Below are 21,946 nucleotides of genomic sequence, written 5' to 3' on the forward strand. Positions count from 1 at the left end.
AAAGAGGGATTAGATTGAGAATTGCTGTAATTGGAGCAATGGAAGAAGAAGTACGTATTTTACGTGACAAATTAGAACAAGCAGAAACAGAAACGGTTGCAGGTTGTGAATTTACGAAAGGGCTATTAGCAGGACATGAAGTAATCTTGTTAAAGTCTGGTATTGGTAAAGTAAATGCAGCGATGTCAACGACAATTTTATTAGAAAAATATAAGCCTGAAAAAGTAATTAATACTGGTTCAGCTGGTGGATTCCATCATTCTCTAAATGTTGGAGATGTAGTCATTTCAACAGAAGTTCGTCATCATGACGTAGATGTAACAGCATTTAACTATGAGTACGGTCAAGTGCCAGGAATGCCGCCTGGATTTAAAGCTGATGAGGCATTAGTTGCATTAGCTGAGAAATGTATGCAGGCAGAAGAAAATATTCAAGTTGTAAAAGGTATGATTGCAACAGGAGATTCGTTTATGAGTGATCCGAACCGCGTTGCAGCAATTCGTGATAAATTTGAAAATCTTTATGCAGTAGAAATGGAAGCAGCAGCTGTTGCGCAAGTATGCCATCAATATGAAATTCCGTTTGTAATCATTCGTGCACTTTCTGATATTGCTGGTAAAGAATCAAATGTTTCATTTGATCAATTTTTAGATCAAGCAGCTCTTCATTCTACAAACTTTATCGTAAAAGTACTAGAAGAGTTAAAGTAATGTAACAAAAAGGCAACTGTCTCATATAAAGAAAATACATACAGTTGCCTTTTCTTTATTGGCAAATAAGGGGGAGAACACGATGAATGTATATCGTGGAGTTCATGAGTTAATTGGTCATACACCAATCGTAGAAATTACTCGTTTTTCACTTCCAAAGGGGGTCCGTTTATTTGCAAAGCTTGAATTTTACAACCCAGGCGGAAGCGTTAAGGATCGTTTAGGAAGAGAATTAATCGAAGATGCGCTAGAAAAAGGGCTTGTCGCGCAGGGTGGAACAATTATTGAACCGACTGCTGGCAACACTGGTATTGGACTGGCGCTTGCAGCGTTAGAACATGATTTACGCGTCATTGTTTGTGTACCAGAGAAATTTAGTATTGAAAAACAAGAATTAATGAAAGCGCTAGGTGCAACGGTTGTGCATACACCGACTGAGCAAGGAATGACCGGCGCAATTGCAAAGGCAAAAGAATTAGTAAATGAAATACCGAATTCATACTCTCCAAGTCAGTTTGCGAATGAAGCAAACCCTCGTGCTTATTTCAAAACACTAGGTCCTGAACTTTGGTCGGCACTAAATGGAGAGATTAACATATTTGTTGCGGGTGCAGGAACTGGCGGTACGTTTATGGGAACTGCGTCTTATTTAAAAGAGAAAAACATTGATATTAAAACGGTTATTGTAGAACCAGAGGGATCTATTTTAAATGGTGGTAAGGCTGGTTCACATGAAACAGAAGGAATTGGTCTTGAATTCATTCCGCCATTTTTGAAAACATCTTATTTTGATGAAATTCATACAATTTCTGATCGACATGCATTTTTACGAGTGAAGGAATTAGCGAAAAAGGAAGGCCTTCTCGTTGGGAGTTCTTCAGGAGCAGCGTTTCATGCAAGCTTACTTGAGGCAGAGAAAGCAGCACCAGGTACGAATATTATAACGATTTTTCCTGATAGTAGTGAGCGCTATTTAAGTAAAGACATATACAAAGGATGGGAATAAAAAATGAGAGCAAAGACAAAGTTAATTCATGGTATTCGCATAGGAGAACCTTCAACTGGATCTGTAAACGTACCGATTTATCAAACAAGTACGTATAAACAAGAAGCAGTTGGTAAGCATCAAGGATATGAATATTCACGTACAGGCAACCCAACACGTGCAGCTTTAGAAGAAATGATTGCTGTATTAGAAAACGGTCATGCTGGATTTGCATTTGGTTCTGGAATGGCTGCTATTACAGCAACAATTATGTTGTTCTCAAAAGGTGACCATGTCATTTTAACAGATGATGTTTATGGCGGAACGTACCGTGTTATTACGAAAGTATTAAACCGCTTCGGTATTGAGCATACATTTGTAGATACAACAAACCTAGAGGAAGTTGTAGAAGCGATTCGTCCAAATACGAAAGCGATTTATGTAGAAACACCAACGAACCCATTACTAAAAATTACTGATATTAAGAAAATATCTGCTCTTGCTAAAGAGAAAGATTTATTAACAATTATTGATAACACATTCATGACGCCATATTGGCAGTCGCCAATTTCTTTAGGAGCAGACATTGTACTTCATAGTGCAACGAAATATTTAGGAGGACATAGTGACGTAGTTGCAGGCCTAGTAGTTGTAAATAGCCCGCAATTAGCAGAAGACCTTCACTTTGTACAAAACTCAACAGGAGGTATTCTTGGCCCACAAGATAGCTTCTTACTACTTCGTGGTTTAAAAACATTAGGAATTCGTATGGAAGAACATGAAACGAATTCACGTGCGATTGCCGAGTTTTTAAATAACCATCCAAAAGTAAATAAAGTATATTATCCAGGTCTTGAATCCCATCAAAACCATGAACTAGCAACAGAACAAGCAAATGGATTTGGTGCTATCATCTCATTTGATGTAGATAGTGCGGAAACGTTGAATAAAGTACTTGAGAAACTGCAATACTTTACACTTGCTGAAAGCTTAGGAGCAGTAGAAAGTTTAATTTCTATCCCATCTCAAATGACACATGCATCAATCCCAGCAGATCGCCGTAAAGAATTAGGAATTACAGATACATTAATTCGTATCTCTGTCGGAATTGAAGATGGTGAAGATTTAATTGAAGATTTAGCACAAGCGCTAGCATAATAAAAATGCACTGCTAATGTAGAGCAGTGCATTTTTATTATATTGATTTGTGAAATATTTCACAAATTAGACATACACAAATGAAATGATTTCATGTATATTGAATTCATGAAATGTTATTCACGAATAAACTTGTGAAATGTTTCACAAACAATGGGATTCATGTAGGACGGTAACTCTATTTTTTTTCGCTAATCGGGACTTATTATGACCTATAGGGACTTATAAAGACCGTGATAACAGAATAGGAGGAAATTTACATGGTAGTCAAAGAGAAAGTTGTAAATGAAATGCAAGAGGTAAAAGAGATGATTGATACGTTAGTAAATAACGGTCAAGAAGCTTTACAAGCATTAGAAAGTTTTACACAAGAGCAGATTGACAACATTGTTCATGAAATGGCACTAGCAGGTGTTGATCAACATATGCCGCTTGCGAAATTGGCTGTTGAAGAAACGGGCCGTGGTGTCTATGAAGACAAATGCATAAAAAATATTTTTGCCACTGAATATATTTGGCATAGTATAAAGAAAGACAAGACGGTAGGAATTATTCATGAAGATCCTCATGAAGAAATAATAGAAATTGCGGAACCGGTTGGTGTAGTAGCTGGAGTAACGCCAGTAACCAACCCAACGTCGACAACGATGTTTAAAGCATTAATCGGGATAAAAACGAGAAATCCAATTATTTTCGCATTCCATCCTTCCGCACAAAAATGTTCTATTGCAGCAGCGAAAACAGTATACGATGCTGCATTGAAGGCTGGTGCACCAAAGCACTGCATTCAATGGATTGACAGACCTTCTGTTGAAGCAACGAAACAATTAATGAATCATGAAGGTGTTGCGCTCGTTCTAGCAACTGGAGGAGCTGGTATGGTGAAATCAGCGTATTCTACTGGCAAACCAGCGTTAGGTGTAGGTCCTGGTAATGTACCGTGTTATATCGAGAAATCAGCACATGTAAAACGAGCTGTTAATGATTTAATTTTATCGAAAACATTTGATAACGGTATGATTTGTGCATCGGAACAGGCAATCATTATCGATAAAGAAATTTATGATGATGTTAAAACAGAAATGATTGCAAATAATTGTTACTTTGTAACAGAGGAAGAGAGAAAGAAATTAGAAAAGCTCGTTATAAATGAAAATACATGTGCAGTAAATAGTGATATTGTAGGGAAATCTGCGCAGTATATTGCCGAATTAGTTGGGATTACTGTGCCTGAACATACAAAAATGCTTGTAGCTGAAATTAAAGGAATTGGGGCAGCATATCCACTATCTCGTGAGAAACTGAGTCCAGTATTAGCTTGTGTAAAAGCGAATTCATTAGAAGAAGGATTTACATATTGCGAAGAAATGCTAGACCTTGGCGGCTTAGGGCATTCAGCAGTCATTCATTCTACAAATACAGAAGTACAAAAACAATTTGGTTTACGTATGAAAGCTTGCCGTCTTATTGTAAATGCACCTTCATCACAAGGCGGAATAGGTGATATATATAATGGGTTTATTCCATCGCTTACACTTGGTTGTGGTTCCTACGGGAAAAACTCAGTTTCTCAAAATGTAACAGCGACTCATTTATTAAATATAAAAAGGCTGGCAAATAGAAAAAAGAATATGCAGTGGTTCAAGTTGCCACCAAAAATTTATTTTGAAAAACATGCTACAGCATATTTAGCGAACATGCCTAATATTTCACGTGCATTTATTGTAACGGACCCAGGAATGGTTGAGCATGGATATGTAGATACGGTCACGCACTATTTACGTAAACATGCAAATGATGTGAAAGTCGAGGTTTTCTTCGAGGTCGAGCCAGATCCATCAGATGAAACTGTTTTTAAAGGTGCGGAAATGATGAGAAGCTTTAAGCCAGATGTAATCATCGCACTTGGTGGCGGTTCAGCTATGGATGCAGCAAAAGGGATGTGGCTTTTCTATGAGCACCCCGAAACAACATTCTATGGAATTAAACAGAAGTTTTTAGATATAAGAAAACGTACATGTAAGTATCCGAACTTGGGAAATAAAGCGCAATTTGTTGCCATTCCAACAACATCAGGGACGGGATCAGAAGTGACGCCATTTGCGGTTATTACAGATAAGAAAAATAATATAAAGTACCCGCTTGCGGATTATGAATTAACACCAGATGTAGCGATTGTTGATCCGCAATTTGTAATGACAGTACCACCTCATATAACAGCAGATACCGGAATGGACGTATTAACACATGCAATTGAGGCATATGTGTCTGTTATGGCAAATGACTATACGGATGGTTTAGCGTTAAAAGCAATTGATCTCGTATTTAAATATTTACCGAGAGCATATAAAGATGGGAATGATGAAGAGGCGCGGGAAAAAATGCATAACGCTTCTGCGATTGCAGGGATGGCATTTGCAAATGCTTTCCTTGGTATTAATCACAGTTTAGCACATAAGCTTGGACCGGAATTCCATATTCCACACGGACGCGCAAATGCAATTCTTATGCCGCATGTAGTCCGCTATAATGCTATTAAGCCAAGGAAACATGCATTGTTCCCAAAATATGAGCACTTTGTGGCAGATGAACGTTACGCACATATTGCGAGAATGCTCGGGCTTCCAGCAAGTTCGGCGGCAGAAGGTGCGGAATCACTTATCCAATCAATTATTGCGCTTGGGAAAAAATTAAATATTAATATGAGTATTGCAGGACAAGGAGTCGCTAAAGAACAATTTGAAGCGGTTGCTGGAATATTGGCAGAAAGAGCTTTTGAAGATCAGTGTACAACAGCTAATCCCAAATTGCCGCTTATTTCAGAGCTGAAAGAAATTTATATGGAAGCATATAAAGGCGTTTAATAGATCTGAAAGAGTCGCATTTAAGCGGCTCTTTTTTACTTTGGAAAACATCTCCCAGTTTGGTTCTATTTACTTGTCTTTAAGCTTAATAGAATGTGATAAAGTGAGGATGGGAGTGATAAAGATATGAAAGAATTACAAGAAAAAATAGCAGATTATACCCGTTTCGGACAAGTACTTTTATCTATAAGTACATTTTTAATGATCGGTTTATTAATTCCAAGTGGAGTCAAAGATATGGTGCAGTCTTTTGTTATGATGGGGAGTATTATTGTATTTTTAGTTCTTGCTTTTTTCTTCTTTAAGCGTGTTAGAACGATGCGTGACCAATTAGAGGAGAGCAAATATGAAGAAAATTGTTAAGTAGGGCGCTACGAAAAGAAGAAATCTTTTTGTAGCGTTTTTTCATTTTTGTAGAAAATGTATGCGTTTCATATTGACAATGATAATCCTTATCAATTAAAGTAGAATAGTAGTTAATGATTATCATTATCATTTAGGAGTGAAAGAATGAAAAAATCCATTACGCTGTTCACAGCGATCTTATCTATTTTTTTCTTATTAATAGGTTGCAGTGCAAAAGAAAACGAAAAAGCATCCGCAACAAAAACAGACAAAGAAACAGACAAAATCGAAATTACCGATCTCTCAGACAGAAAGATAACATTCAATAAAGTTCCTGAAAGTTTTGCGACGTTAAGTATGGGGGATATGAATATTATCCATGCTTTAGGAGGGAAAATCGTCGGTCGTCCAGATGCAAAAATTCCCCTTCCAGAAGATTTGCAAAAAACACAAGTAATTGGAAATGCACATCAGCCAAACTTTGAACAAATTGCTAGTTTAAAGCCAGATGTACTTGTTGCTAATAATGGGTTCCAAAAAAATATTCCAACGGTTGAAGGGCAAGGAACAAAAGTAATCATTTCTTCAGCAAACTCTGTAAAAGATATTCAAAAGAGTATTGAAATGTATGGAACAGTAATGAAGAAAGAAGATAAGGCAAAAGAGCTTAACCAAAAAATTAATGATCAAATGAAGAAATATGAGAAAAAGAGCGATATTAAAGCATTGCTCGTTTATGGAGCACCAGGCACTTATTTAGCAGCGTTACCAACATCTCTATCAGGGGATATTTTAGAAAAAACGGGCGGGAAAAATATCGCAGCTGGTTTTCCAGAAATGAAAGAGTATCCGCAATATGCACAGCTAAGTGTAGAACGTATTATTGAAGCAAATCCAGATGTGATTTATTTAATTACACATGGAGATCCCAATAGTGTGAAAAAAGCATTTGAAGGCGAAATGATGAAAAATGAAGCATGGAAAAATTTAGATGCAGTAAAACAAAATCGTGTTGTTATTTTACCACCAGATTTATTTGGATCAAATCCTGGGACAAAAGTAACAGAGGCGATGGACTTTATGTATAAAAGTATACAAGATGTAAGGAAATGATAAGTATGGAGAGTAGTGAAATAGTAAGAGAAAAGGAACATCCTTTTGCGAGAAAAAGATGGATAATAACAGTTACTTTAGTCGTATTAACATTTCTAGGTCTTTTTTACGGTCTTTTCGCAGGGAGCTTATCTTTTTCTTTACGAGACATTATAGAGGGTATACAAGATGAAGGTTCGACAGTTCATCGAATTGTGTGGGATCTTCGCATACCGAGAGTGCTCGTTGGATTTATAGTAGGAACATGTTTAGCTACATCTGGAGCATTACTGCAAGGGGTTATGAGAAACCCTCTTGCAGACCCTGGAATTATTGGAGTTTCATCAGGAGCAGGCCTTGTAGCAATAATAATCATGATTTTATTTCCACAGCATATGGCTTTTTTACCGCTAGGAGCTTTTTTAGGAGCTTTCATAACAGCGATGGTCATTTATGCTTTATCATGGCAAAAAGGGGCACCGCCTTCAAGAATCGTCTTAGTAGGTGTGTCAATCAATGCATTAATTGGTGCAGCAACGTCAGCATTAATGTTATTACATAGTGACAAAGTACAATCCGTGTTACCGTGGTTAGCAGGCGGTATCGGTGGTGTGAGTTGGGCTCATTTAAACATGATTACTTATTATGCAATATTCGCTATTATATTAGCTTTCTTCGGTATTAAACACATTCGAGTATTAATGCTCGGAGATGAAATGGCGAAATTATTAGGGTATAACGTGGAAAGAAGCCGGTTTTATTTAATAGTAGTAAGTACATTATTAGCTGGAATTGCGGTTAGTGTTTCCGGACTTATTGGATTTGTCGGACTTGTTGTACCGCATATGTTACGTTTATTAGTTGGAAATGACTATAAATATTTACTGCCATTATCATGCCTTGGCGGTGGGATATTACTTGTTTTTGCGGATGCGATAGCTCGAAGTTGGTTCGATCCAATCGAATTGCCTGTTGGTATTTTATTGTCCTTCTTAGGTGGTCCGTTCTTCTTATATTTAATCCATAGAGGAGGAAAACAACGTGATTTCCGTTAACAAAGTGTTTTACGCACATTCTGAAAGATTTCAAATGCAAGATATGAATGTACATATTAAAGCTGGAGAAATCGTTAGTTTAATCGGTCCGAATGGATCGGGGAAATCTACTTTGCTTCGTTTAATAGCACGGCTACTTAAACAAAGCGAAGGAGACATCATTTTAGATGGGGAAAATATTCATATGATGAAGAGTGCAGATGTAGCGAAGCAATTAGCGATGTTACCACAAATGCACGATCATCAATTAGATTTAACAGTGAAAGAACTAATAGAGTTCGGAAGAGGTCCTCATAAATCATGGAGTAGTCGCTTAAATAAAGAAGATGAAGAAATTGTTGATTGGGCATTGTCTGTTACAAATCTTGAAGGGTATGAATATCGTCTTTTACAATCCTTATCAGGAGGAGAAAGGCAACGTGCTTGGATTGCAATGACGCTTGCACAACGCACAAATGTCTTATTATTAGATGAACCAACAACCTTTTTAGATATCGTCCATCAGTTAGAAGTAATGGAACTTGTTAAACGATTAAACGAAGAGTTTGGTATGACGATTGTAATGGTTTTACATGATATTAATCAAGCGGCTCAATATAGCGATCGTTTACTCGTATTAAAGCGAGGAAAGATTCAGTATGACGGTGTACCAGAAGAAGTATTATGTCATCAAATGTTTCAGCGTGTATTTGGCATAGAAGTAGATATTTTTCAAGGAAGCGACAAGCCATTTTTTACACCGAAACGAATTTCTAAAAAAGGAGAAGCGAGATGCAAACAGAAGAGCGTATTACCACTGAATTAGTAAGAGAATTTGTTATGGCAGCTCACGGAGATCTAGAAAAAGTACAGGAACTGTTGGCTGAATCGCCAAGCTTACTTCATGCCGCCTATAATTGGGGTGGCTCAGATTGGGAAAGTGCTTTAGGTGCAGCTGCACATGTAGGACGTAAAGATATTGCTCTTTATTTACTGGAAAAAGGAGCTCGGATGGATATTTTTGCAGCGGCTATGCTTGGGGAACTTGAAGTCGTACAAGCTATTTTAGTAGTACAACCAGAAGCATTATTTGCACCTGGTCCGCATGGTATCTCGCTACTTCAACATGCACGAATGGGTGGAGAAAAAGCTCAGCGTGTATTTGAGTACTTAACAGTGCTTTCTTAATGACCGCAAAGTTCTTATGTGCGGTAAACTTTCCACTCAAAAGATTGGAAGGTTTACCGCCCGTTAGAACGGGATAAGTATCTAGTATATATGAAAATCCTACACCCCCTCAATTGTAGTTTTCTTTATACTAGTTATGATATGGATGCAGTAGACACTCTTTTGTCTACTGCTTTTTTTTGATATAATACATTTTTATAAGACTGAATTTTCTTTCTTTTTTGACTTTCTTGATAAAAATTATTTAACACTTAAGTAGTTTGAAATATATAGTTATGTAATGAGGTTCAAAATGATGGGAGTGAATAAAAGAGTGTTTCATACAGATCGTTTACAATTTCGCAAATATACAATGGATGATTTACCGTTTTATGCTTCTTTATGGGGGGATGAGAAGGTAATGCGCTATATTGGAAATGGAACGTTAAAAACATATATGCAATGTCAAAAAAGTTTGGAGGAGTGGGTACTTCCAAATTATAAAAATGGTCTCGGTTTATTTGTAATGATTGAAAAGGAAACAGGGATACGAATTGGTCATGCAGGGCTTGTCAAGCAGAAGGTAGATGGAAAAGAGGAAATTGAGATTGGCTATTGGCTACTTCCTAAGTATTGGGGGAAAGGGTATGCAAAAGAGGCTGCGGCAGCATTTCGGGACTATGGTTTTCAAGCATTACAAATGAATAAATTAATTTCACTTATTAATCCGAACCACCCAGCTTCAATATTTGTTGCTAGAAAAACAGGGCTTAGTTATGAGAAAACAACTTCATTTCATGAGATGGATGTTCTCGTTTATGCTATTAAGCGGGTTGGATGAAAAAAGGTGAATTGCATCTTTTGGAGAATGGTATATAAAAAATAAAGGGGGGATTACATGTATATTTATCATAATGGACTTATTATTCGTGAGGGAACGAACGGTGTACCAGCATATGCAATTAAAACTTTATTTGAAGATGCCGGTTGGAGTAATGATAATATCCCTTCTTGGCAAATTGAAAAATTTACGATAGCATTTGAAAATTCTACATGGGCTTTCACAATTTGGGATGAAGAAGAAATGGTCGCGATGGTTAGAGTGATTTCTGATCAAATCATGGTTGCTAACATAGTAAATTTAGTTGTGAAGTGTGAGTATAGGGGAAAAGGGTTAGGTAAGAAACTTGTAGCTCTTTGTTTACAAAAGCTTCCGCATGGCGATTGGTTTGCGCATACATCCGCTAACAATTTTGATTTTTATAGAAGTTGTGGTTTTGAAGTAAGAGAGTTATCAAGAAATGGAACATGTGCGTATTATGGGTATCAAGTGGCAAAAAAGGATGGGCATCGATAAAATTATAAGGTAATGAAGAAAAAGGATCGTTATTTTAATAATATAAACTAAACTGAGACTTATTTTGTGATAAAATAAAAGAAAATTCAGTTTATTAAACGGGGGATAAAAATGAATGTAAAAGTTGGGGATGTATTTAAATACGAAAGAAGGTTTACCGAGGAAGAAGTTTTTGAATTTGCAAATATTACAGGCGATAAAGGTAGACATCATATGGAATATGATGAGAATGGACGATTAATGGTTCATGGTCTATTGACTGCTAGCATTGGTACGAAAGTAGGAGAAGAGTTACATTACATAGCGAGGGAATTAGTAAGTGAGTTCATTAGACCAGTTTTTACAGGTGATACGATTACTTGTGAATTAACATTAACAAATATTGAGCAAATGGAAGGATATAAAAAAGTTTCAATTGAGTCCGTTTATCGCAATCAACATGAAAAGACTGTACTGGTTGGGACGAGTTATGGAATTATAAGGGAATAAAAAAGAAGCCTGTTTCGTAACAGGCTTCTTTTTTATCAATTAGTAAACTCGTTTTCGATTTTCAGCATGACTAGAGATAAGTAATAACGCAGATTCTTCACCTATGTTACGGACAATATGGGGAACGCATGCATTCCAGGAGAAAGAATCACCTTCTTCTACAATTGCAATGTCTTCACCATGTTGAACTTCCAGTTTTCCGCGTAATACAAGATGGCACTCTTCGCCTTCATGAGCATTTGGTGAGTTTTCTTTCGGGAATCCGGCAGAAATTTCTACTAGAGATAGGCGGAGACCACCTTGCTCAGCAACATGTTCAATTCTTTGTTCATCTTTACCGTATACGCTGTATTTCCGTTCTTCTTTTTTTATAATTTTCATTCGATCCTTTTGTTCTAACAGTAAATAAGGAAGGGGAACATTTAAAAAAATGGAGATTGTTTCTAAAGTTGAGATAGATGGTGATGTTTTATTATTTTCAACCTGACTCATAAAACCTTTAGAAAGACCTGTTCCTTCACAAATTTGTGCAATTGTTATGCCTTTACGTTGACGAATTTCACGTATTGCAGAACCAATATTCATAAAATCAAGCTCCTTTTTGTAAACAACTATTTGTATCATAGCAAAAAAAATATATATTTTCCCACTGAAAATGAATTGACGAATAAAAAAAATTAGTGTATGTTTTGTAATGTAAATAAAAGTTTTGTATAAGGAAACTATAAAGGAGAGAATGAAATGAATCAACATATCGGTAACTTAATTATTCGTATCGTGTTAGGGGTAACGTTCTTTATGCACGGTTTAACAAAATTCCAATCAGGAATTGACAATATTGCAGGGTGGTTCACAAGCATTGGTTTACCAGGAGGACTTGCATACGGTGTAGCAACAGTGGAATTAGTTGGTGGTCTATTGTTAATTCTAGGTTTAGGTGTAAGATATATTGGATTATTATTTGCACTTGTTATGGTTGGAGCAATTGTAAAAGTGAAATGGTCAGCTGGTTTATTAGGAGATGGGAAAAATCCTGGCTTCGAATTAGAACTTGCATTATTAGCAATGGGTGCTTATTTATTTGTTGCCAAAGCTGATGGTTTTGTAGATAATTTCTTAAAAGAGAAAATGTCAAAGAAGAACTAATTTAAATGGGGGTATAACAAGATGAGCTTTCAACTTCATCCCGAAACAACACTTGGTGTTGTTCATCTATACGTATCAAATATAAAGAAATCACTAGAGTTTTATACAGAAGTATTAAGTATGAAAGTGCTAAAAGAAGATGAAACAGTCGTTACATTTGGGAATGAAAATGAAGAACCACTCCTTATCATTGAAGAAAAGAAAGAAGCTTTACCAAAGCAAAGAGGGAGAACAGGGTTATATCATTACGCAATTTTATTACCAACCAGACAGGACTTAGCGAACATTCTTCGTCATCTTGTAGAGATGGTATATCCACTGCACGGCGGAGCCGATCATTACTTTAGTGAAGCTCTTTATTTAGCTGATCCAGATGGAAACGGGATTGAAATTTATCATGATCGCCAAAAAGAAGTTTGGCGTGATGAGAATGGAGAGCTACCATTTGTTAGTAACCCATTAGCCGGTGAAGAATTATTGCAGCAAGGAAGTGCATGGAATGGGTTCCCGGCTGGTACTGTGATGGGGCATATTCATTTACATGTAGCTGACTTAGAAGAAGCGAAACGTTTCTACGTTGATGGTCTTGGCTTTGCAGTAACAATCCCAGCTCGTAATGGAGCGTTATTCGTATCCGCAGGTGGTTATCATCATCATATCGGTTTAAATACGTGGCAAGGTGAAGGGATACCACCACAAATGCCAAATTCCGTTGGCTTGAAATATTTCACAATTGTACTAGCGGATGAAAAACAAAAAGAGCAAGTATGTGAAAGCTTAAAAAATATTGGCAAAATTGCTACGTACAAAGATGGAATATTACAGGCCAAGGATCCATTTGGACATTGTATACATTTCAAAATAAAAGGAGAAGCCTAAAAAAGGCTTCTCTTTTTTACTTTCTTATAATTGCTTTTTCGTTTTGTAAAAATAGTTGGTCAAATTGCTTTGCAAGGTCAAAATCTAGTTTCGTTAAACCTTTTGCATTCCAAGATGACAAAGTAATAATGACTGCTTTATACTGGATAAGGATAAATGGATGGTGATTATGTTCTTCTGATAGTTTGGCGGCTTCAGAGACAAATTCGACTCCTTTTAAGTAGTCGGAAAACATATATTTTCGTTCAATCCATTTTTCATCTTTTACCATCCATTTATCTACATTCAATAATTCCTCTTGAACTTCTTCTTCAGTTAATCGTAGCATTATTTTTCACATCCTTCACCTGCAGTAGCGCAAGACCATTGTTAATAAGGCGTGTTACAGATTCTTCAGTTGTGAAAGTAGAAAGTTGTTGTAATAATGCTGCTGATGTTTCATGCCCTTTGTTATGCTCTAAAAGTAACTCTAATATTTCAAGGCGAAGCAGCCATTCTTTCGGATAGCATGTATTTAACACTTCTTGAATTGCTATTAATTTCTCGACATGAGAGTCTTGTAGGATATTTTCTTTTCGAATATCACGAACTGTTTGATACATACGTTCAAGTTCAGTCAGTGTAAGTGGAGCAGGAGTTTCTTGTATTACTTCATCCATTGGGAAAAATGCTGCTGCATCTGCTGCACCTGGGAATACGGAAGTAATTGTTAAACCAACAGCCATATCAAATGCTCCCCATGAAGGATCGAATAATAAACGATCTTTATGAGTAACTGTGCAATCTGTAAATGAGATAAGGGCAATCTTGTTACCGTTCTTTACAATGTCTGTTACTGTTCCTTTTACATGAACGCCACTTGTGAAGGAAAGCTCGACGCGACTGCCAATTGTAATACCTAATGACTGTAACTTTTTTTCTGTACAATCTTCTAATGCGATATTACCTTCTAATAATCCGACCGGTGTGCCAAATCCATCGTTGTGTACAGATGTAGAATGATTTGCTAACTGTTTATTATGAATTGCTAATGCAGTTGGTGTATTTGTTCTCATGTAAATGACTTCACCAGTATCATTTTTAATTGTCTCTGTAAATGTACCGGTAATTTGTAATCCGCTACTTAGCTCAGCTGTAGCATGATTTTCGGAGCGAATTGCTTTTTCTAATCCTTCTGTGCCACCTGTTTTGAATGCCATCGTTTCAGAGAACTTCTCAAGTGCCTCAGTCAACTCTTCAAATGATTCACAAACAAATAGCTGTGGCTGCATTTTTGTCACGTCATAAGTTGTCCCTGTGCAAGCTTCAATTGAGAATGGAACTTTTTCTACAGCATCTGTTAAACAATGCTTGCTTTCACCAACAGAAGAAAGGAGACCAGCACCGTAGATTTTTGGAGCGTCTATATTTCCAATCAATCCGTATTCCACTGTCCACCAGAAAAGACGTGAAATTTGTTCTGCTTCTGATAAACCGGAAACTAAGTTTTGTTTTTCGATTACAGTATTTTCAGCAGCTTCAACTTCTTCAGGTGTAGAAGTCGGGCTTTCTTTTACAATCGTTAATGTACGAACAGCTTCAAAAGCCTCATGTTCTTCTTTTGTTGAGAAAGCTTTCGCTCCAATTTGTCCAAAGCGCTTCACATATTTTGCATATGTAGAATCAAGTAAAATCGGTGCGTGTCCTGCTGCTTCATGAACGATATCAGGAGCAGGGGTATACTCGATATTTTCTACTTTACGAATATCTGTTGCGATTGGTAGTAATCCGTGCCCCTGAAAATCGAAGAATGCTACGCCAGGAATAAGTCCGTCAATCGTTACAGCTCCCCAACCGCTTGGTGCTAAACAATCATTCATTTCTTCTACTTTTGGGATTGCATCTATATTAATACCAGATGATTGTAGTCCGTTAACATAGGCTGGATGAGCAACATCTTTTAAAAAGCTATGGTTTTGTCTCATAATGTAACGCCAAACAGCGTGATTCACCGGTGTGTATTGATCATAATGCTGTGTGGATACGAATGGTTTTAAATGTGATGGAATTTCTGTTTTCTTTGTCATTTAGACGTCCTCCTTTTTCTCTATAAAAATGAATACCGGTTTTGTATAGCTTGTACCACCTCCTTTCAAAATTGTAAGCGTTTATAAAATTTTATCATAAGATTCGGAATTATTTAACATTTGTTTCTGTGAGAAATAGAAAAAGCCCCCATCGGAACATCCGATAGGGGCGAAAGAATCGCGGTACCACCCTATTTGTAAGTGAAAGTATACTTACATCTCAACTAATGATAACGGAAAAATTCCGTCTTTTCCTTCATGCATAAAAGCACTACGAAAAAGAAGCTCCAGAATTGTAATTCGTACTTATATATGTGCTAATTCCCACCGACCATTAGCTCTCTGAAACAGGGATATAAGATACTACTGCGATTCTTTCAACGCATAATATACGAATTTATTTAAAAGGGAAGGACGCAAAAAAGTCCCTATCGGAATATCCGATAGGGACGATAAAAATCGCGGTACCACCCTATTTGTAAACAAGTAATTGTTTACCACTCACTTTAAGATAACGGAAAGATCCGTCTTTCTCTTCATGCATCATGTGCACTACGGGAAAGAAGCTCCAGAATTGTAATTCACGCTTGTATATGTACTGATTCGCACCAACCATCAGTTCTCTGAGACAGGGATATAAGCCGCTACTAGTATTCCTTCAAAGCCAATATATAATTCGTTCAACTAAACTATGTTTTGTATTATAAAACTATATTTAAAAGCTTGTCAACAATAATTTTATTATTTTACTTCTAAATCAACGTTTAAATTAGTTGTATTTCCAGCTGCATCGGTTGCTACAATATGAATTGTATTCTTTCCTTGTTGTAATTGACTACGATCTAAATAAATTTCATAGTTTTTCTCCCAAGGATTTAAGAATGCACCTTCCCATGCGCCATTTCCATTAATTTCATATTGTATCGTTACTGGATGTCCTGGAGCAACCCATCCGGATTCTGTCATCCAATCTAAAAGTATATCATCTACTTTCCCTCTAATTACGAGGTTCTCTTGATCTACTTCAGACGATAATTTCGGTGCAGTGCGATCGACAAACACAGCTCCTGTTTGCTTTGTTTCTCCTCCAGAATTAGAAGCAACAGCTTCGATTTGGTATAAGCCATCAGGTAGAGGAGATCCGTCAGTTTTCGTACCATTCCATTTGAAAGATTTATAACCAGGTGTTTCATTTTTCCCTTGATGTATCATGCCTTGATATGCTACACGATCTTTCGTAATTAAATTAGCATGAAACGTTACATCTTCAACTGGTGTAACTAAATAGTAATTGATAAGGTTATCATCTAGTATTCGGTCATTATTTGGACTGAAAGTAGAATTAACGATTTCAAGTCCATCAATACGCTTGTATTCTTTCGGATCGATGCTAAATGTAAATGGAATACGCATTTCTTCAGTCTTTCCTTGCTCTTTTACGTATAGATTTCCCGTATATACACCTTGTGGTAAGGAGCTATCTACAGTAATAGTAAAAGGCTTTTCGATATTACTATTAGGTTTAATGCTAATAGAAGAAGGGAAAGAAGTCTGGATTTTTGTTTTTGTATCTAGTAATTCAATGCGAGTTGAAAAGTTTTTCTTTTTGTTAGAAAGATTTTGTAACGTAATATTTTGTGTTAGCTTCACTTTGCCGCTATTAGGTTTAATAAGACCGAAACTTACATTGTTTGGTTTCACTAATGCATCTGCTTTTGCTGCTTTTGGAATGTTAATTAAACCGGATCCTTGTGCCATGACAGGATATGTATTTTCATTGACATCCTTTAATGTTTTTGCAGTGTTGGCAAGAGCTGCTTTCAATTGTTCTGTCGTCCAATCAGGGTGCATTTGACGCAGCAGGGCAACGGATCCCGCTACTTGTGGCGCAGCCATACTTGTTCCGTTGTGAGATTCATAGCCACCTCTTGGTACTGTGCTTGTAATGTTTACTCCAGGTGCAACAACATCAGGTTTTATGAGCCAACTTCCTTGTGATGGTCCTCTTGAACTGAAGTTACCAATAAGTTCGGTTTGGTTTGGTTGTCCAATCTTTATATTTTTCTTTCGTTTTGTAATTAAATTTTTCAACTCTTCACCATTCATATTTGATAGTTGCATAACTGGAAGAGCCACATCTTCACGTCCAAAATATTCTGGCATAAGATTAATTTCTTTTTCGTTAGAAATTAGTAGCACGCCGAGAGCACCAGCTTGTTTCGCTTGTTCTGCTTTTACTAACGTGCTCGAAGTTCCTTGTAAAACAAGGGCGAACTTACCTTTCACATCTTGTTTAGCGTAATCACTTGGATTACCGTAGCCGACATATACAAGCTGAGCATCGTTTCCTACTTGGAAATCTGCTTTTGATAAAGGTAATCCTTGGTAAGATTTATTGGAACCAGCTACTTGGAATGTTGGAAATGGAATAGAAACTGTAGATGCTCCAACAGAGATGACACTACTTGCGTTACCAGGAGCGTCAACAGACCAAGGTTTTGGTCCATCATTTCCATTTGAGACGACCGCAGTAACACCAAGTTTTGCTGCGCGTTCTAATGTCATTGTTACAGGTTGATCAGGTACATTTAAATCTTGACCAAGAGATAGATTTAAAACATCGGCACCATCTTGAATAGCGCGCTCAATACCTTGAATAATATCTTCGGTCGTACCAGTACCACCATCATTCATGACACGGTAAGCGAGTATGGAAGCATTTGGAGCAATCCCCTTTATTTTTCCGTTACCAGCAATAATTCCAGCAACATGGGTACCGTGGACGTTTCCATCCATCGGATCATTATCTTCATCGACTGTATCGTAGCCACCAATATAATTTGCTTGTAAATCAGGATGGGTATAGTCTACACCTGAATCGATAATAGCGACTTTCATTCCTTTTCCATCAAGGGGTTTGCCAGTTGGATCTTTTAAATTCCATGCTTCAGGTGCACCAACTGTAGGGCCTCCAACGTTTGGTTTTGCTTGATCAGCTGGGATTTTTGATGTTTCATGTAACTTATATGTTAAGTTCGGATAAATTGCTTTTACTTCAGGTAAAGAAGCTAAAGCAGCAATTTGATCTCCGGGGATAGAAATAGAAAACCCAGAAAATAATGTACTGTATGTTTCTTTTATCGTTGCCTTCGGTGCTTTTTCTTTAATTTTCTTTGTTGTATCCTCTTGTGCCTTTTTTAGTTGCGTATGGTATGATTGCACATTGCTATTTTTTAGATCCGGAGCATGCTGAATATTACTTTGTGAAGCGAGCGGAGCGTGTTGCAATTCTACAATGACTGAAATTTCTTTTGATGTTTTTGTTTCAACATTTTGCGCGATTTTATTTTCGCCCCATTGTTCAATATTCGCTTTTAACTGTGGGCTAAATTGCTTCTCCTTTTGCAGTGATTCAGCATGTGCGCTTAAAGCTCCAAAACTAGAAAAGACGAGCGCCATACTTAATAGTGTGGATGCAGTTTTTTTCATTGAAACTCCCCCTAATAAAAAGTGCTAATATTCAGAAAAAAATAATCTTGCAAATTTATCTCAAATTACATAATCGGATGTCAGCTAAACTATATTTTCGACATAATTCATACCAATCCTCTTTGAATTAAAAATTTCTTGGGAAATTTTTTCTGATTATGTCGAATAGGCATTTTTTACATATTGTAGGTGGGCATTGAGGAATGCTAAAGATGGAAAATGGGGGTGCCATATGAAAAGGTTTATAGTAAGTGTAATCATGATTTTGTTCCTTTTTTTCTGTTCCAGTTCGATTAAAGGCGCAGAAAGTAATGAAGTGAAAGTTGCCTTTATTCGTAATCATAATCTATGGATTAAAGTCGGTGAGAAAGAAAAACAAATTACAAAAGGAGAGTACATAACAGGGCCGAAATGGTCACATAATGGAGAATGGCTTGCATATGCAAAAGGAAAGAAGCGAAATCATTTTGAACTGTATCGGCTGAAAGATGGAAAGAAAGTTACACCATCTCAATCAGAAGCATCGAATTATCAATGGTCACCAACAGAGAATATAATTGCATTTATATTTACAAGTACATTAAATACATTTGATGCTGAAAAAAAGAAAGCAGATTTTGAAAATGTAGCCAATGGTGTAGGGGACTATGCTTGGTACTCAGACGGACAGAGATTTTTTGTTTCCTCTGAAGCGTACTTGCTTCCAACAGGGTGGACAGGTGCTCAGTTATATGAAATACAAAAGGATGCAAATATGAATCCTCATAAGATGAAACATTTATATGCACTACCGAATGAGCATGATGACTTTTTAGCATTAGTTGGAAGTGGATTTAAGTGGTCGCCAGATCAAAAGTGGATTTCGTTTTTGGCAGTACCAACAGCTTCTTTATCAGCGGATAGTAATACACTTTGCTTAATTCGATCAGACGGCAGTCGTTTTGAAACAGTAGATCCAATGTTATTAAACACACAATGGTTCAAATGGGCACCATCAAAAAATATATTAGCCTATATTGAAGGGAGCGGGAGGGTTGCATTAGAGAATAAACATTTAAAAGTAAAAGAACTGCCGGCTCTCCAGCAAAATACATTTACTCCAAAAGGCTATGTTGATTGGGATTTCACATGGAAGAACGATAATGTAATTATCGTTTCAAGGGCAAAGGAAGCAGAGCTATCGGCCCCTCTAGAAAAAAGACCACTACCATCTTTATATGAAGTAAATAGTATAAACGATGAACAAAATCAAATTACAAAGCCATCAAATAGCCAAGGCGATTATAACCCTATTTTTATTAAGAAGAGCAACCAATTAATGTGGCTCCGTTCAAATCGTAAGAAAGCTGATGTATGGATTGGCCATAGCGATGGGAAATATGAAAAGAAGTGGATTGAAAATATAGATGTGCCAGAGTGGTATTATGAGAAATGGAATTGGGAAGATGTCCTTTCGGTTAAAGGTGAGTAAAAAACCTGCCTAAAATATAATTTTTAGGCAGGTTTCTCCATATTATTTATGTGTTTTATTTGGCTTTTTTTTCGCAGGGTTTCCGTTCCCTTGGCGCTTTCTATTTTGTTCATCTTTTGCTTGTTTTTCATGTAATGTATCTAAAAAGTTATTTGAGTTACTCATTTTTATATCTCTCCTTTTTTCATTGCGTCCTAGTTACTATAACCATTTAGGAGGATAATCATGAGATAAAAGTTAAGCGCTTAGTTTTCTTTGGTAGTATAAGTAAAATAGTCCATACGTAATGAATGACATAAGTAAAATTTGTAACTCTACATTTTCTTTTAAAATAGTTGCGACAGGATCTGGTAAGTAAGATGATGTATCGCTTGTTTCTAAACCTAACCATTTGTTTAAGAGGTTCATGATACAAAATATGAAAACACCGGACCAGCTTGCGATAATTGCTTTTTGTTTAATTTTCGTTTTACGTTCATCATCTGTAATCCAAGGATTAGCAGTTTTATCGCTATTAAAAAAGCCATTTATGTATCCCCATATGATCATTCCGATAAAGATGATAATCAATTTCATATTTGCATTCCTCCCCTTATTGTAAAAAGTATTTTATATAATTGTAATATTTTCCAAATATTAATGTCAAATACTTTTTACATTATGCTTTTAAAATAGCAGGATTAAAGAAAAAAAATAGGGAAGAAATATGTGAGACCATTTTCTAGTGAGAGGAAGAGGAGAATGAAACTTGTCTTTGTTCGGCATGGTGAAGGTGAGCATACGAAAGATGTACCATTAAGTTTACAAGCGGTGAATCCGCAATTGACGGGTGTGGGAAAGAAGCAGGCTAAATTGCTTCAGTGCGATGTACCATTACAAGAAAAGGATATACTAATCGTTAGCCCTACACTTCGAACTTTACAAACTGCGACAATATGGAGTGCGGAAGTTGCTTGTCAAAAAATTGTTCACCCATATACATCCCCGCGTATTTTTCCTTATCGGGAATCCGCCAAAACATTGCCATGCGATCAATTGTTAGATCGAAAGATAATAAAAAATTTATTTCCGCATTTTTTGTTAGAAGAAAGTACAAATGAATTGTTATGGAATGAGGGAGTCAATATCATCTCGGAGATGGTATTTCAGCAAATAGTAGATGAATTTCTGCACTGGTGCTATCAGTTAAAAGCAGAAAAAATTTGTATCGTTTCACATGATGGAACAATTACAGCGTATAGGCAATATTTACATAAAGTCGCTTTAACTAGAGCTGATTTTTTGAAAGAAACGGGTATATATGAAATGGATTTATAGGGTAGGGAATTTGTAATGGAGAGTTAGGAGAAAATGTGTATGACTTAAATGAGCGGAGAGTATACTTTGGCGTAGCGAAAATTAAGTAATATGCAAAATTGCATATTACACATATTTTAAATGGTTGGTGTAAGTTTGGGGAGTTGAAACTAGTAGAATTCATTTTACATAATGATGCAAAATCGCATGTTAGATCGATAGATTATGTAGATGGAAATGTAGCACTTATATTTACAATACGCTTATTTTACGGGTTTATTAACCATAAAAAACGTTAGAAGAGACTTTTCAAGAAGCAAGAGTAATCGATGAGGAGACACATACATTTCGATTATATAAATAGCATGAAACACATTTGTTCTATATTCGAATAAATG

General features: G+C 36.5%; 22 protein-coding genes, 1 pseudogene and 2 other annotated features. Of the genes and pseudogenes, 17 read left to right on the forward strand and 6 right to left on the reverse strand.

The genetic code is table 11. The annotated features are described in order from the left end of the window. The first annotated feature begins 14 nt into the window (after nucleotides 1–14). The 12 genes from mtnN (at nucleotide 15) to QCI75_RS05450 (ending at nucleotide 11,201) form a co-directional block, all read left to right on the forward strand. Nucleotides 15–710 (forward strand): 5'-methylthioadenosine/S-adenosylhomocysteine nucleosidase, encoded by a 696-nt coding sequence (gene mtnN, locus QCI75_RS05395; RefSeq protein WP_001217024.1) that lies wholly within the window; start codon nucleotides 15–17, stop codon nucleotides 708–710. 82 nt (nucleotides 711–792) lie between these two features. Continuing rightward, nucleotides 793–1,716 carry an O-acetylserine dependent cystathionine beta-synthase gene (locus QCI75_RS05400; protein ID WP_144504037.1) on the forward strand — a complete coding sequence of 308 codons (924 nt, stop codon included), beginning with the start codon at nucleotides 793–795 and terminating at the stop codon, nucleotides 1,714–1,716. 3 nt (nucleotides 1,717–1,719) lie between these two features. Continuing rightward, the gene (locus QCI75_RS05405) at nucleotides 1,720–2,853 is read left to right on the forward strand and encodes a bifunctional cystathionine gamma-lyase/homocysteine desulfhydrase (protein WP_002067265.1); all 1,134 of its coding nucleotides are present in this window, start codon (nucleotides 1,720–1,722) and stop codon (nucleotides 2,851–2,853) included. A 260-nt stretch (nucleotides 2,854–3,113) separates the two neighbouring features. Beyond that, nucleotides 3,114–5,717 (forward strand): bifunctional acetaldehyde-CoA/alcohol dehydrogenase, encoded by a 2,604-nt coding sequence (gene adhE / locus QCI75_RS05410; protein WP_353760053.1) that lies wholly within the window; start codon nucleotides 3,114–3,116, stop codon nucleotides 5,715–5,717. 126 nt (nucleotides 5,718–5,843) lie between these two features. Beyond that, on the forward strand, nucleotides 5,844–6,080 hold the full coding sequence (locus QCI75_RS05415; RefSeq protein ID WP_144504041.1) for a YrhC family protein: 237 nt from the start codon (nucleotides 5,844–5,846) through the stop codon (nucleotides 6,078–6,080). A gap of 147 nt (nucleotides 6,081–6,227) precedes the next feature. Then, nucleotides 6,228–7,175 (forward strand): ABC transporter substrate-binding protein, encoded by a 948-nt coding sequence (locus tag QCI75_RS05420; RefSeq protein ID WP_144504043.1) that lies wholly within the window; start codon nucleotides 6,228–6,230, stop codon nucleotides 7,173–7,175. A 5-nt stretch (nucleotides 7,176–7,180) separates the two neighbouring features. Then, nucleotides 7,181–8,209 (forward strand): FecCD family ABC transporter permease, encoded by a 1,029-nt coding sequence (locus tag QCI75_RS05425; protein ID WP_144504045.1) that lies wholly within the window; start codon nucleotides 7,181–7,183, stop codon nucleotides 8,207–8,209. Next, on the forward strand, nucleotides 8,196–9,014 hold the full coding sequence (locus tag QCI75_RS05430; RefSeq protein WP_144504047.1) for an ABC transporter ATP-binding protein: 819 nt from the start codon (nucleotides 8,196–8,198) through the stop codon (nucleotides 9,012–9,014). The genes QCI75_RS05425 and QCI75_RS05430 overlap by 14 nt, the downstream gene beginning before the upstream one ends. Then, nucleotides 8,981–9,376 carry an ankyrin repeat domain-containing protein gene (locus QCI75_RS05435; RefSeq protein WP_144504049.1) on the forward strand — a complete coding sequence of 132 codons (396 nt, stop codon included), beginning with the start codon at nucleotides 8,981–8,983 and terminating at the stop codon, nucleotides 9,374–9,376. Before QCI75_RS05430 ends, QCI75_RS05435 begins: the two co-directional genes overlap by 34 nt. Before the next feature lie 292 nt (nucleotides 9,377–9,668). Continuing rightward, entirely contained in the window at nucleotides 9,669–10,196 is a 528-nt protein-coding gene (locus tag QCI75_RS05440; protein ID WP_144504051.1) for a GNAT family N-acetyltransferase, read from the forward strand. Between the two features lie 57 nt (nucleotides 10,197–10,253). Continuing rightward, a complete protein-coding gene (locus QCI75_RS05445; protein WP_002111948.1) occupies nucleotides 10,254–10,712 on the forward strand; it encodes a GNAT family N-acetyltransferase in 459 nt (152 codons plus the stop codon). A gap of 111 nt (nucleotides 10,713–10,823) precedes the next feature. Then, nucleotides 10,824–11,201 carry a hotdog family protein gene (locus QCI75_RS05450; RefSeq protein WP_002160412.1) on the forward strand — a complete coding sequence of 126 codons (378 nt, stop codon included), beginning with the start codon at nucleotides 10,824–10,826 and terminating at the stop codon, nucleotides 11,199–11,201. Nucleotides 11,202–11,240: 39 nt separating this feature from the next. On the opposite strand, the gene QCI75_RS05455 is transcribed toward QCI75_RS05450, so the two are convergent. Beyond that, nucleotides 11,241–11,786: a helix-turn-helix domain-containing protein gene (locus QCI75_RS05455; protein ID WP_002160413.1), complete on the reverse strand. Its 546-nt coding sequence runs from the start codon at nucleotides 11,784–11,786 to the stop codon at nucleotides 11,241–11,243. 156 nt (nucleotides 11,787–11,942) lie between these two features. Here QCI75_RS05455 and QCI75_RS05460 point away from each other — a divergent pair, with 156 nt between their 5' ends. Next, nucleotides 11,943–12,347, forward strand: a complete 405-nt coding sequence (locus QCI75_RS05460) for a DoxX family protein (protein WP_001071557.1) — start codon at nucleotides 11,943–11,945, stop codon at nucleotides 12,345–12,347. A gap of 21 nt (nucleotides 12,348–12,368) precedes the next feature. After that, nucleotides 12,369–13,226 (forward strand): VOC family protein, encoded by an 858-nt coding sequence (locus tag QCI75_RS05465; RefSeq protein ID WP_144504053.1) that lies wholly within the window; start codon nucleotides 12,369–12,371, stop codon nucleotides 13,224–13,226. A gap of 16 nt (nucleotides 13,227–13,242) precedes the next feature. Here the strand turns inward: QCI75_RS05465 and QCI75_RS05470 are convergent, their stop codons facing one another. The 3 genes from QCI75_RS05470 to QCI75_RS05480 form a co-directional block, all read right to left on the reverse strand. Then, nucleotides 13,243–13,557, reverse strand: coding sequence for a 4a-hydroxytetrahydrobiopterin dehydratase (locus QCI75_RS05470; RefSeq protein ID WP_144504056.1), 315 nt, complete (start codon nucleotides 13,555–13,557; stop codon nucleotides 13,243–13,245). Further along, nucleotides 13,538–15,292: an aromatic amino acid hydroxylase gene (locus QCI75_RS05475; RefSeq protein WP_144504058.1), complete on the reverse strand. Its 1,755-nt coding sequence runs from the start codon at nucleotides 15,290–15,292 to the stop codon at nucleotides 13,538–13,540. Before QCI75_RS05475 ends, QCI75_RS05470 begins: the two co-directional genes overlap by 20 nt. 162 nt (nucleotides 15,293–15,454) lie before the next feature. Further along, nucleotides 15,455–15,682 (reverse strand) — a binding site (T-box leader). 52 nt (nucleotides 15,683–15,734) lie between these two features. Beyond that, nucleotides 15,735–15,963, reverse strand: a binding site (T-box leader). A 70-nt stretch (nucleotides 15,964–16,033) separates the two neighbouring features. Further along, nucleotides 16,034–18,781, reverse strand: coding sequence for a S8 family serine peptidase (locus QCI75_RS05480; RefSeq protein WP_353760054.1), 2,748 nt, complete (start codon nucleotides 18,779–18,781; stop codon nucleotides 16,034–16,036). 232 nt (nucleotides 18,782–19,013) lie between these two features. On the opposite strand from QCI75_RS05480, the gene QCI75_RS05485 reads away from it, so the two are divergent. Continuing rightward, the gene (locus QCI75_RS05485; RefSeq protein ID WP_353760055.1) at nucleotides 19,014–20,252 is read left to right on the forward strand and encodes a TolB family protein; all 1,239 of its coding nucleotides are present in this window, start codon (nucleotides 19,014–19,016) and stop codon (nucleotides 20,250–20,252) included. A gap of 42 nt (nucleotides 20,253–20,294) precedes the next feature. Here the strand turns inward: QCI75_RS05485 and QCI75_RS05490 are convergent, their stop codons facing one another. Then, a complete protein-coding gene (locus QCI75_RS05490) occupies nucleotides 20,295–20,417 on the reverse strand; it encodes a DUF4023 domain-containing protein (RefSeq protein WP_144504062.1) in 123 nt (40 codons plus the stop codon). A 72-nt stretch (nucleotides 20,418–20,489) separates the two neighbouring features. Beyond that, complete coding sequence (locus tag QCI75_RS05495) at nucleotides 20,490–20,828, reverse strand: phosphoglycerate mutase (protein ID WP_144504064.1); 339 nt, start codon at nucleotides 20,826–20,828, stop codon at nucleotides 20,490–20,492. 165 nt (nucleotides 20,829–20,993) lie between these two features. Between QCI75_RS05495 and QCI75_RS05500 the strand changes: the two genes are divergently transcribed. Beyond that, complete coding sequence (locus QCI75_RS05500) at nucleotides 20,994–21,569, forward strand: histidine phosphatase family protein (RefSeq protein ID WP_144504066.1); 576 nt, start codon at nucleotides 20,994–20,996, stop codon at nucleotides 21,567–21,569. Between the two features lie 20 nt (nucleotides 21,570–21,589). Continuing rightward, nucleotides 21,590–21,912 (forward strand): annotated as a pseudogene (locus QCI75_RS05505) (delta-aminolevulinic acid dehydratase); the annotation flags it as partial. Between the last annotated feature and the right edge of the window lie 34 nt (nucleotides 21,913–21,946).

Source organism: Bacillus cereus group sp. RP43, from assembly GCF_040459645.1.
Classification (GTDB): Bacteria; Bacillota; Bacilli; order Bacillales; family Bacillaceae_G; genus Bacillus_A; species Bacillus_A mycoides_C.

Bases quoted from the DNA above. Each gene is read 5' to 3' on its own strand.
- QCI75_RS05480 (WP_353760054.1), bottom strand. From the start codon at position 18,781: ATGAAAAAAACTGCATCCACACTATTAAGTATGGCGCTCGTCTTTTCT.
- QCI75_RS05495 (WP_144504064.1), bottom strand. From the start codon at position 20,828: ATGAAATTGATTATCATCTTTATCGGAATGATCATATGGGGATACATA.
- adhE (WP_353760053.1), top strand. From the start codon at position 3,114: ATGGTAGTCAAAGAGAAAGTTGTAAATGAAATGCAAGAGGTAAAAGAG.
- QCI75_RS05425 (WP_144504045.1), top strand. From the start codon at position 7,181: ATGGAGAGTAGTGAAATAGTAAGAGAAAAGGAACATCCTTTTGCGAGA.
- QCI75_RS05465 (WP_144504053.1), top strand. From the start codon at position 12,369: ATGAGCTTTCAACTTCATCCCGAAACAACACTTGGTGTTGTTCATCTA.
- QCI75_RS05405 (WP_002067265.1), top strand. From the start codon at position 1,720: ATGAGAGCAAAGACAAAGTTAATTCATGGTATTCGCATAGGAGAACCT.
- QCI75_RS05500 (WP_144504066.1), top strand. From the start codon at position 20,994: ATGAAACTTGTCTTTGTTCGGCATGGTGAAGGTGAGCATACGAAAGAT.
- QCI75_RS05490 (WP_144504062.1), bottom strand. From the start codon at position 20,417: ATGAGTAACTCAAATAACTTTTTAGATACATTACATGAAAAACAAGCA.
- QCI75_RS05455 (WP_002160413.1), bottom strand. From the start codon at position 11,786: ATGAATATTGGTTCTGCAATACGTGAAATTCGTCAACGTAAAGGCATA.
- QCI75_RS05435 (WP_144504049.1), top strand. From the start codon at position 8,981: ATGCAAACAGAAGAGCGTATTACCACTGAATTAGTAAGAGAATTTGTT.
- QCI75_RS05440 (WP_144504051.1), top strand. From the start codon at position 9,669: ATGATGGGAGTGAATAAAAGAGTGTTTCATACAGATCGTTTACAATTT.
- QCI75_RS05450 (WP_002160412.1), top strand. From the start codon at position 10,824: ATGAATGTAAAAGTTGGGGATGTATTTAAATACGAAAGAAGGTTTACC.
- QCI75_RS05415 (WP_144504041.1), top strand. From the start codon at position 5,844: ATGAAAGAATTACAAGAAAAAATAGCAGATTATACCCGTTTCGGACAA.
- QCI75_RS05460 (WP_001071557.1), top strand. From the start codon at position 11,943: ATGAATCAACATATCGGTAACTTAATTATTCGTATCGTGTTAGGGGTA.
- QCI75_RS05475 (WP_144504058.1), bottom strand. From the start codon at position 15,292: ATGACAAAGAAAACAGAAATTCCATCACATTTAAAACCATTCGTATCC.
- QCI75_RS05420 (WP_144504043.1), top strand. From the start codon at position 6,228: ATGAAAAAATCCATTACGCTGTTCACAGCGATCTTATCTATTTTTTTC.
- QCI75_RS05400 (WP_144504037.1), top strand. From the start codon at position 793: ATGAATGTATATCGTGGAGTTCATGAGTTAATTGGTCATACACCAATC.
- QCI75_RS05445 (WP_002111948.1), top strand. From the start codon at position 10,254: ATGTATATTTATCATAATGGACTTATTATTCGTGAGGGAACGAACGGT.
- QCI75_RS05485 (WP_353760055.1), top strand. From the start codon at position 19,014: ATGAAAAGGTTTATAGTAAGTGTAATCATGATTTTGTTCCTTTTTTTC.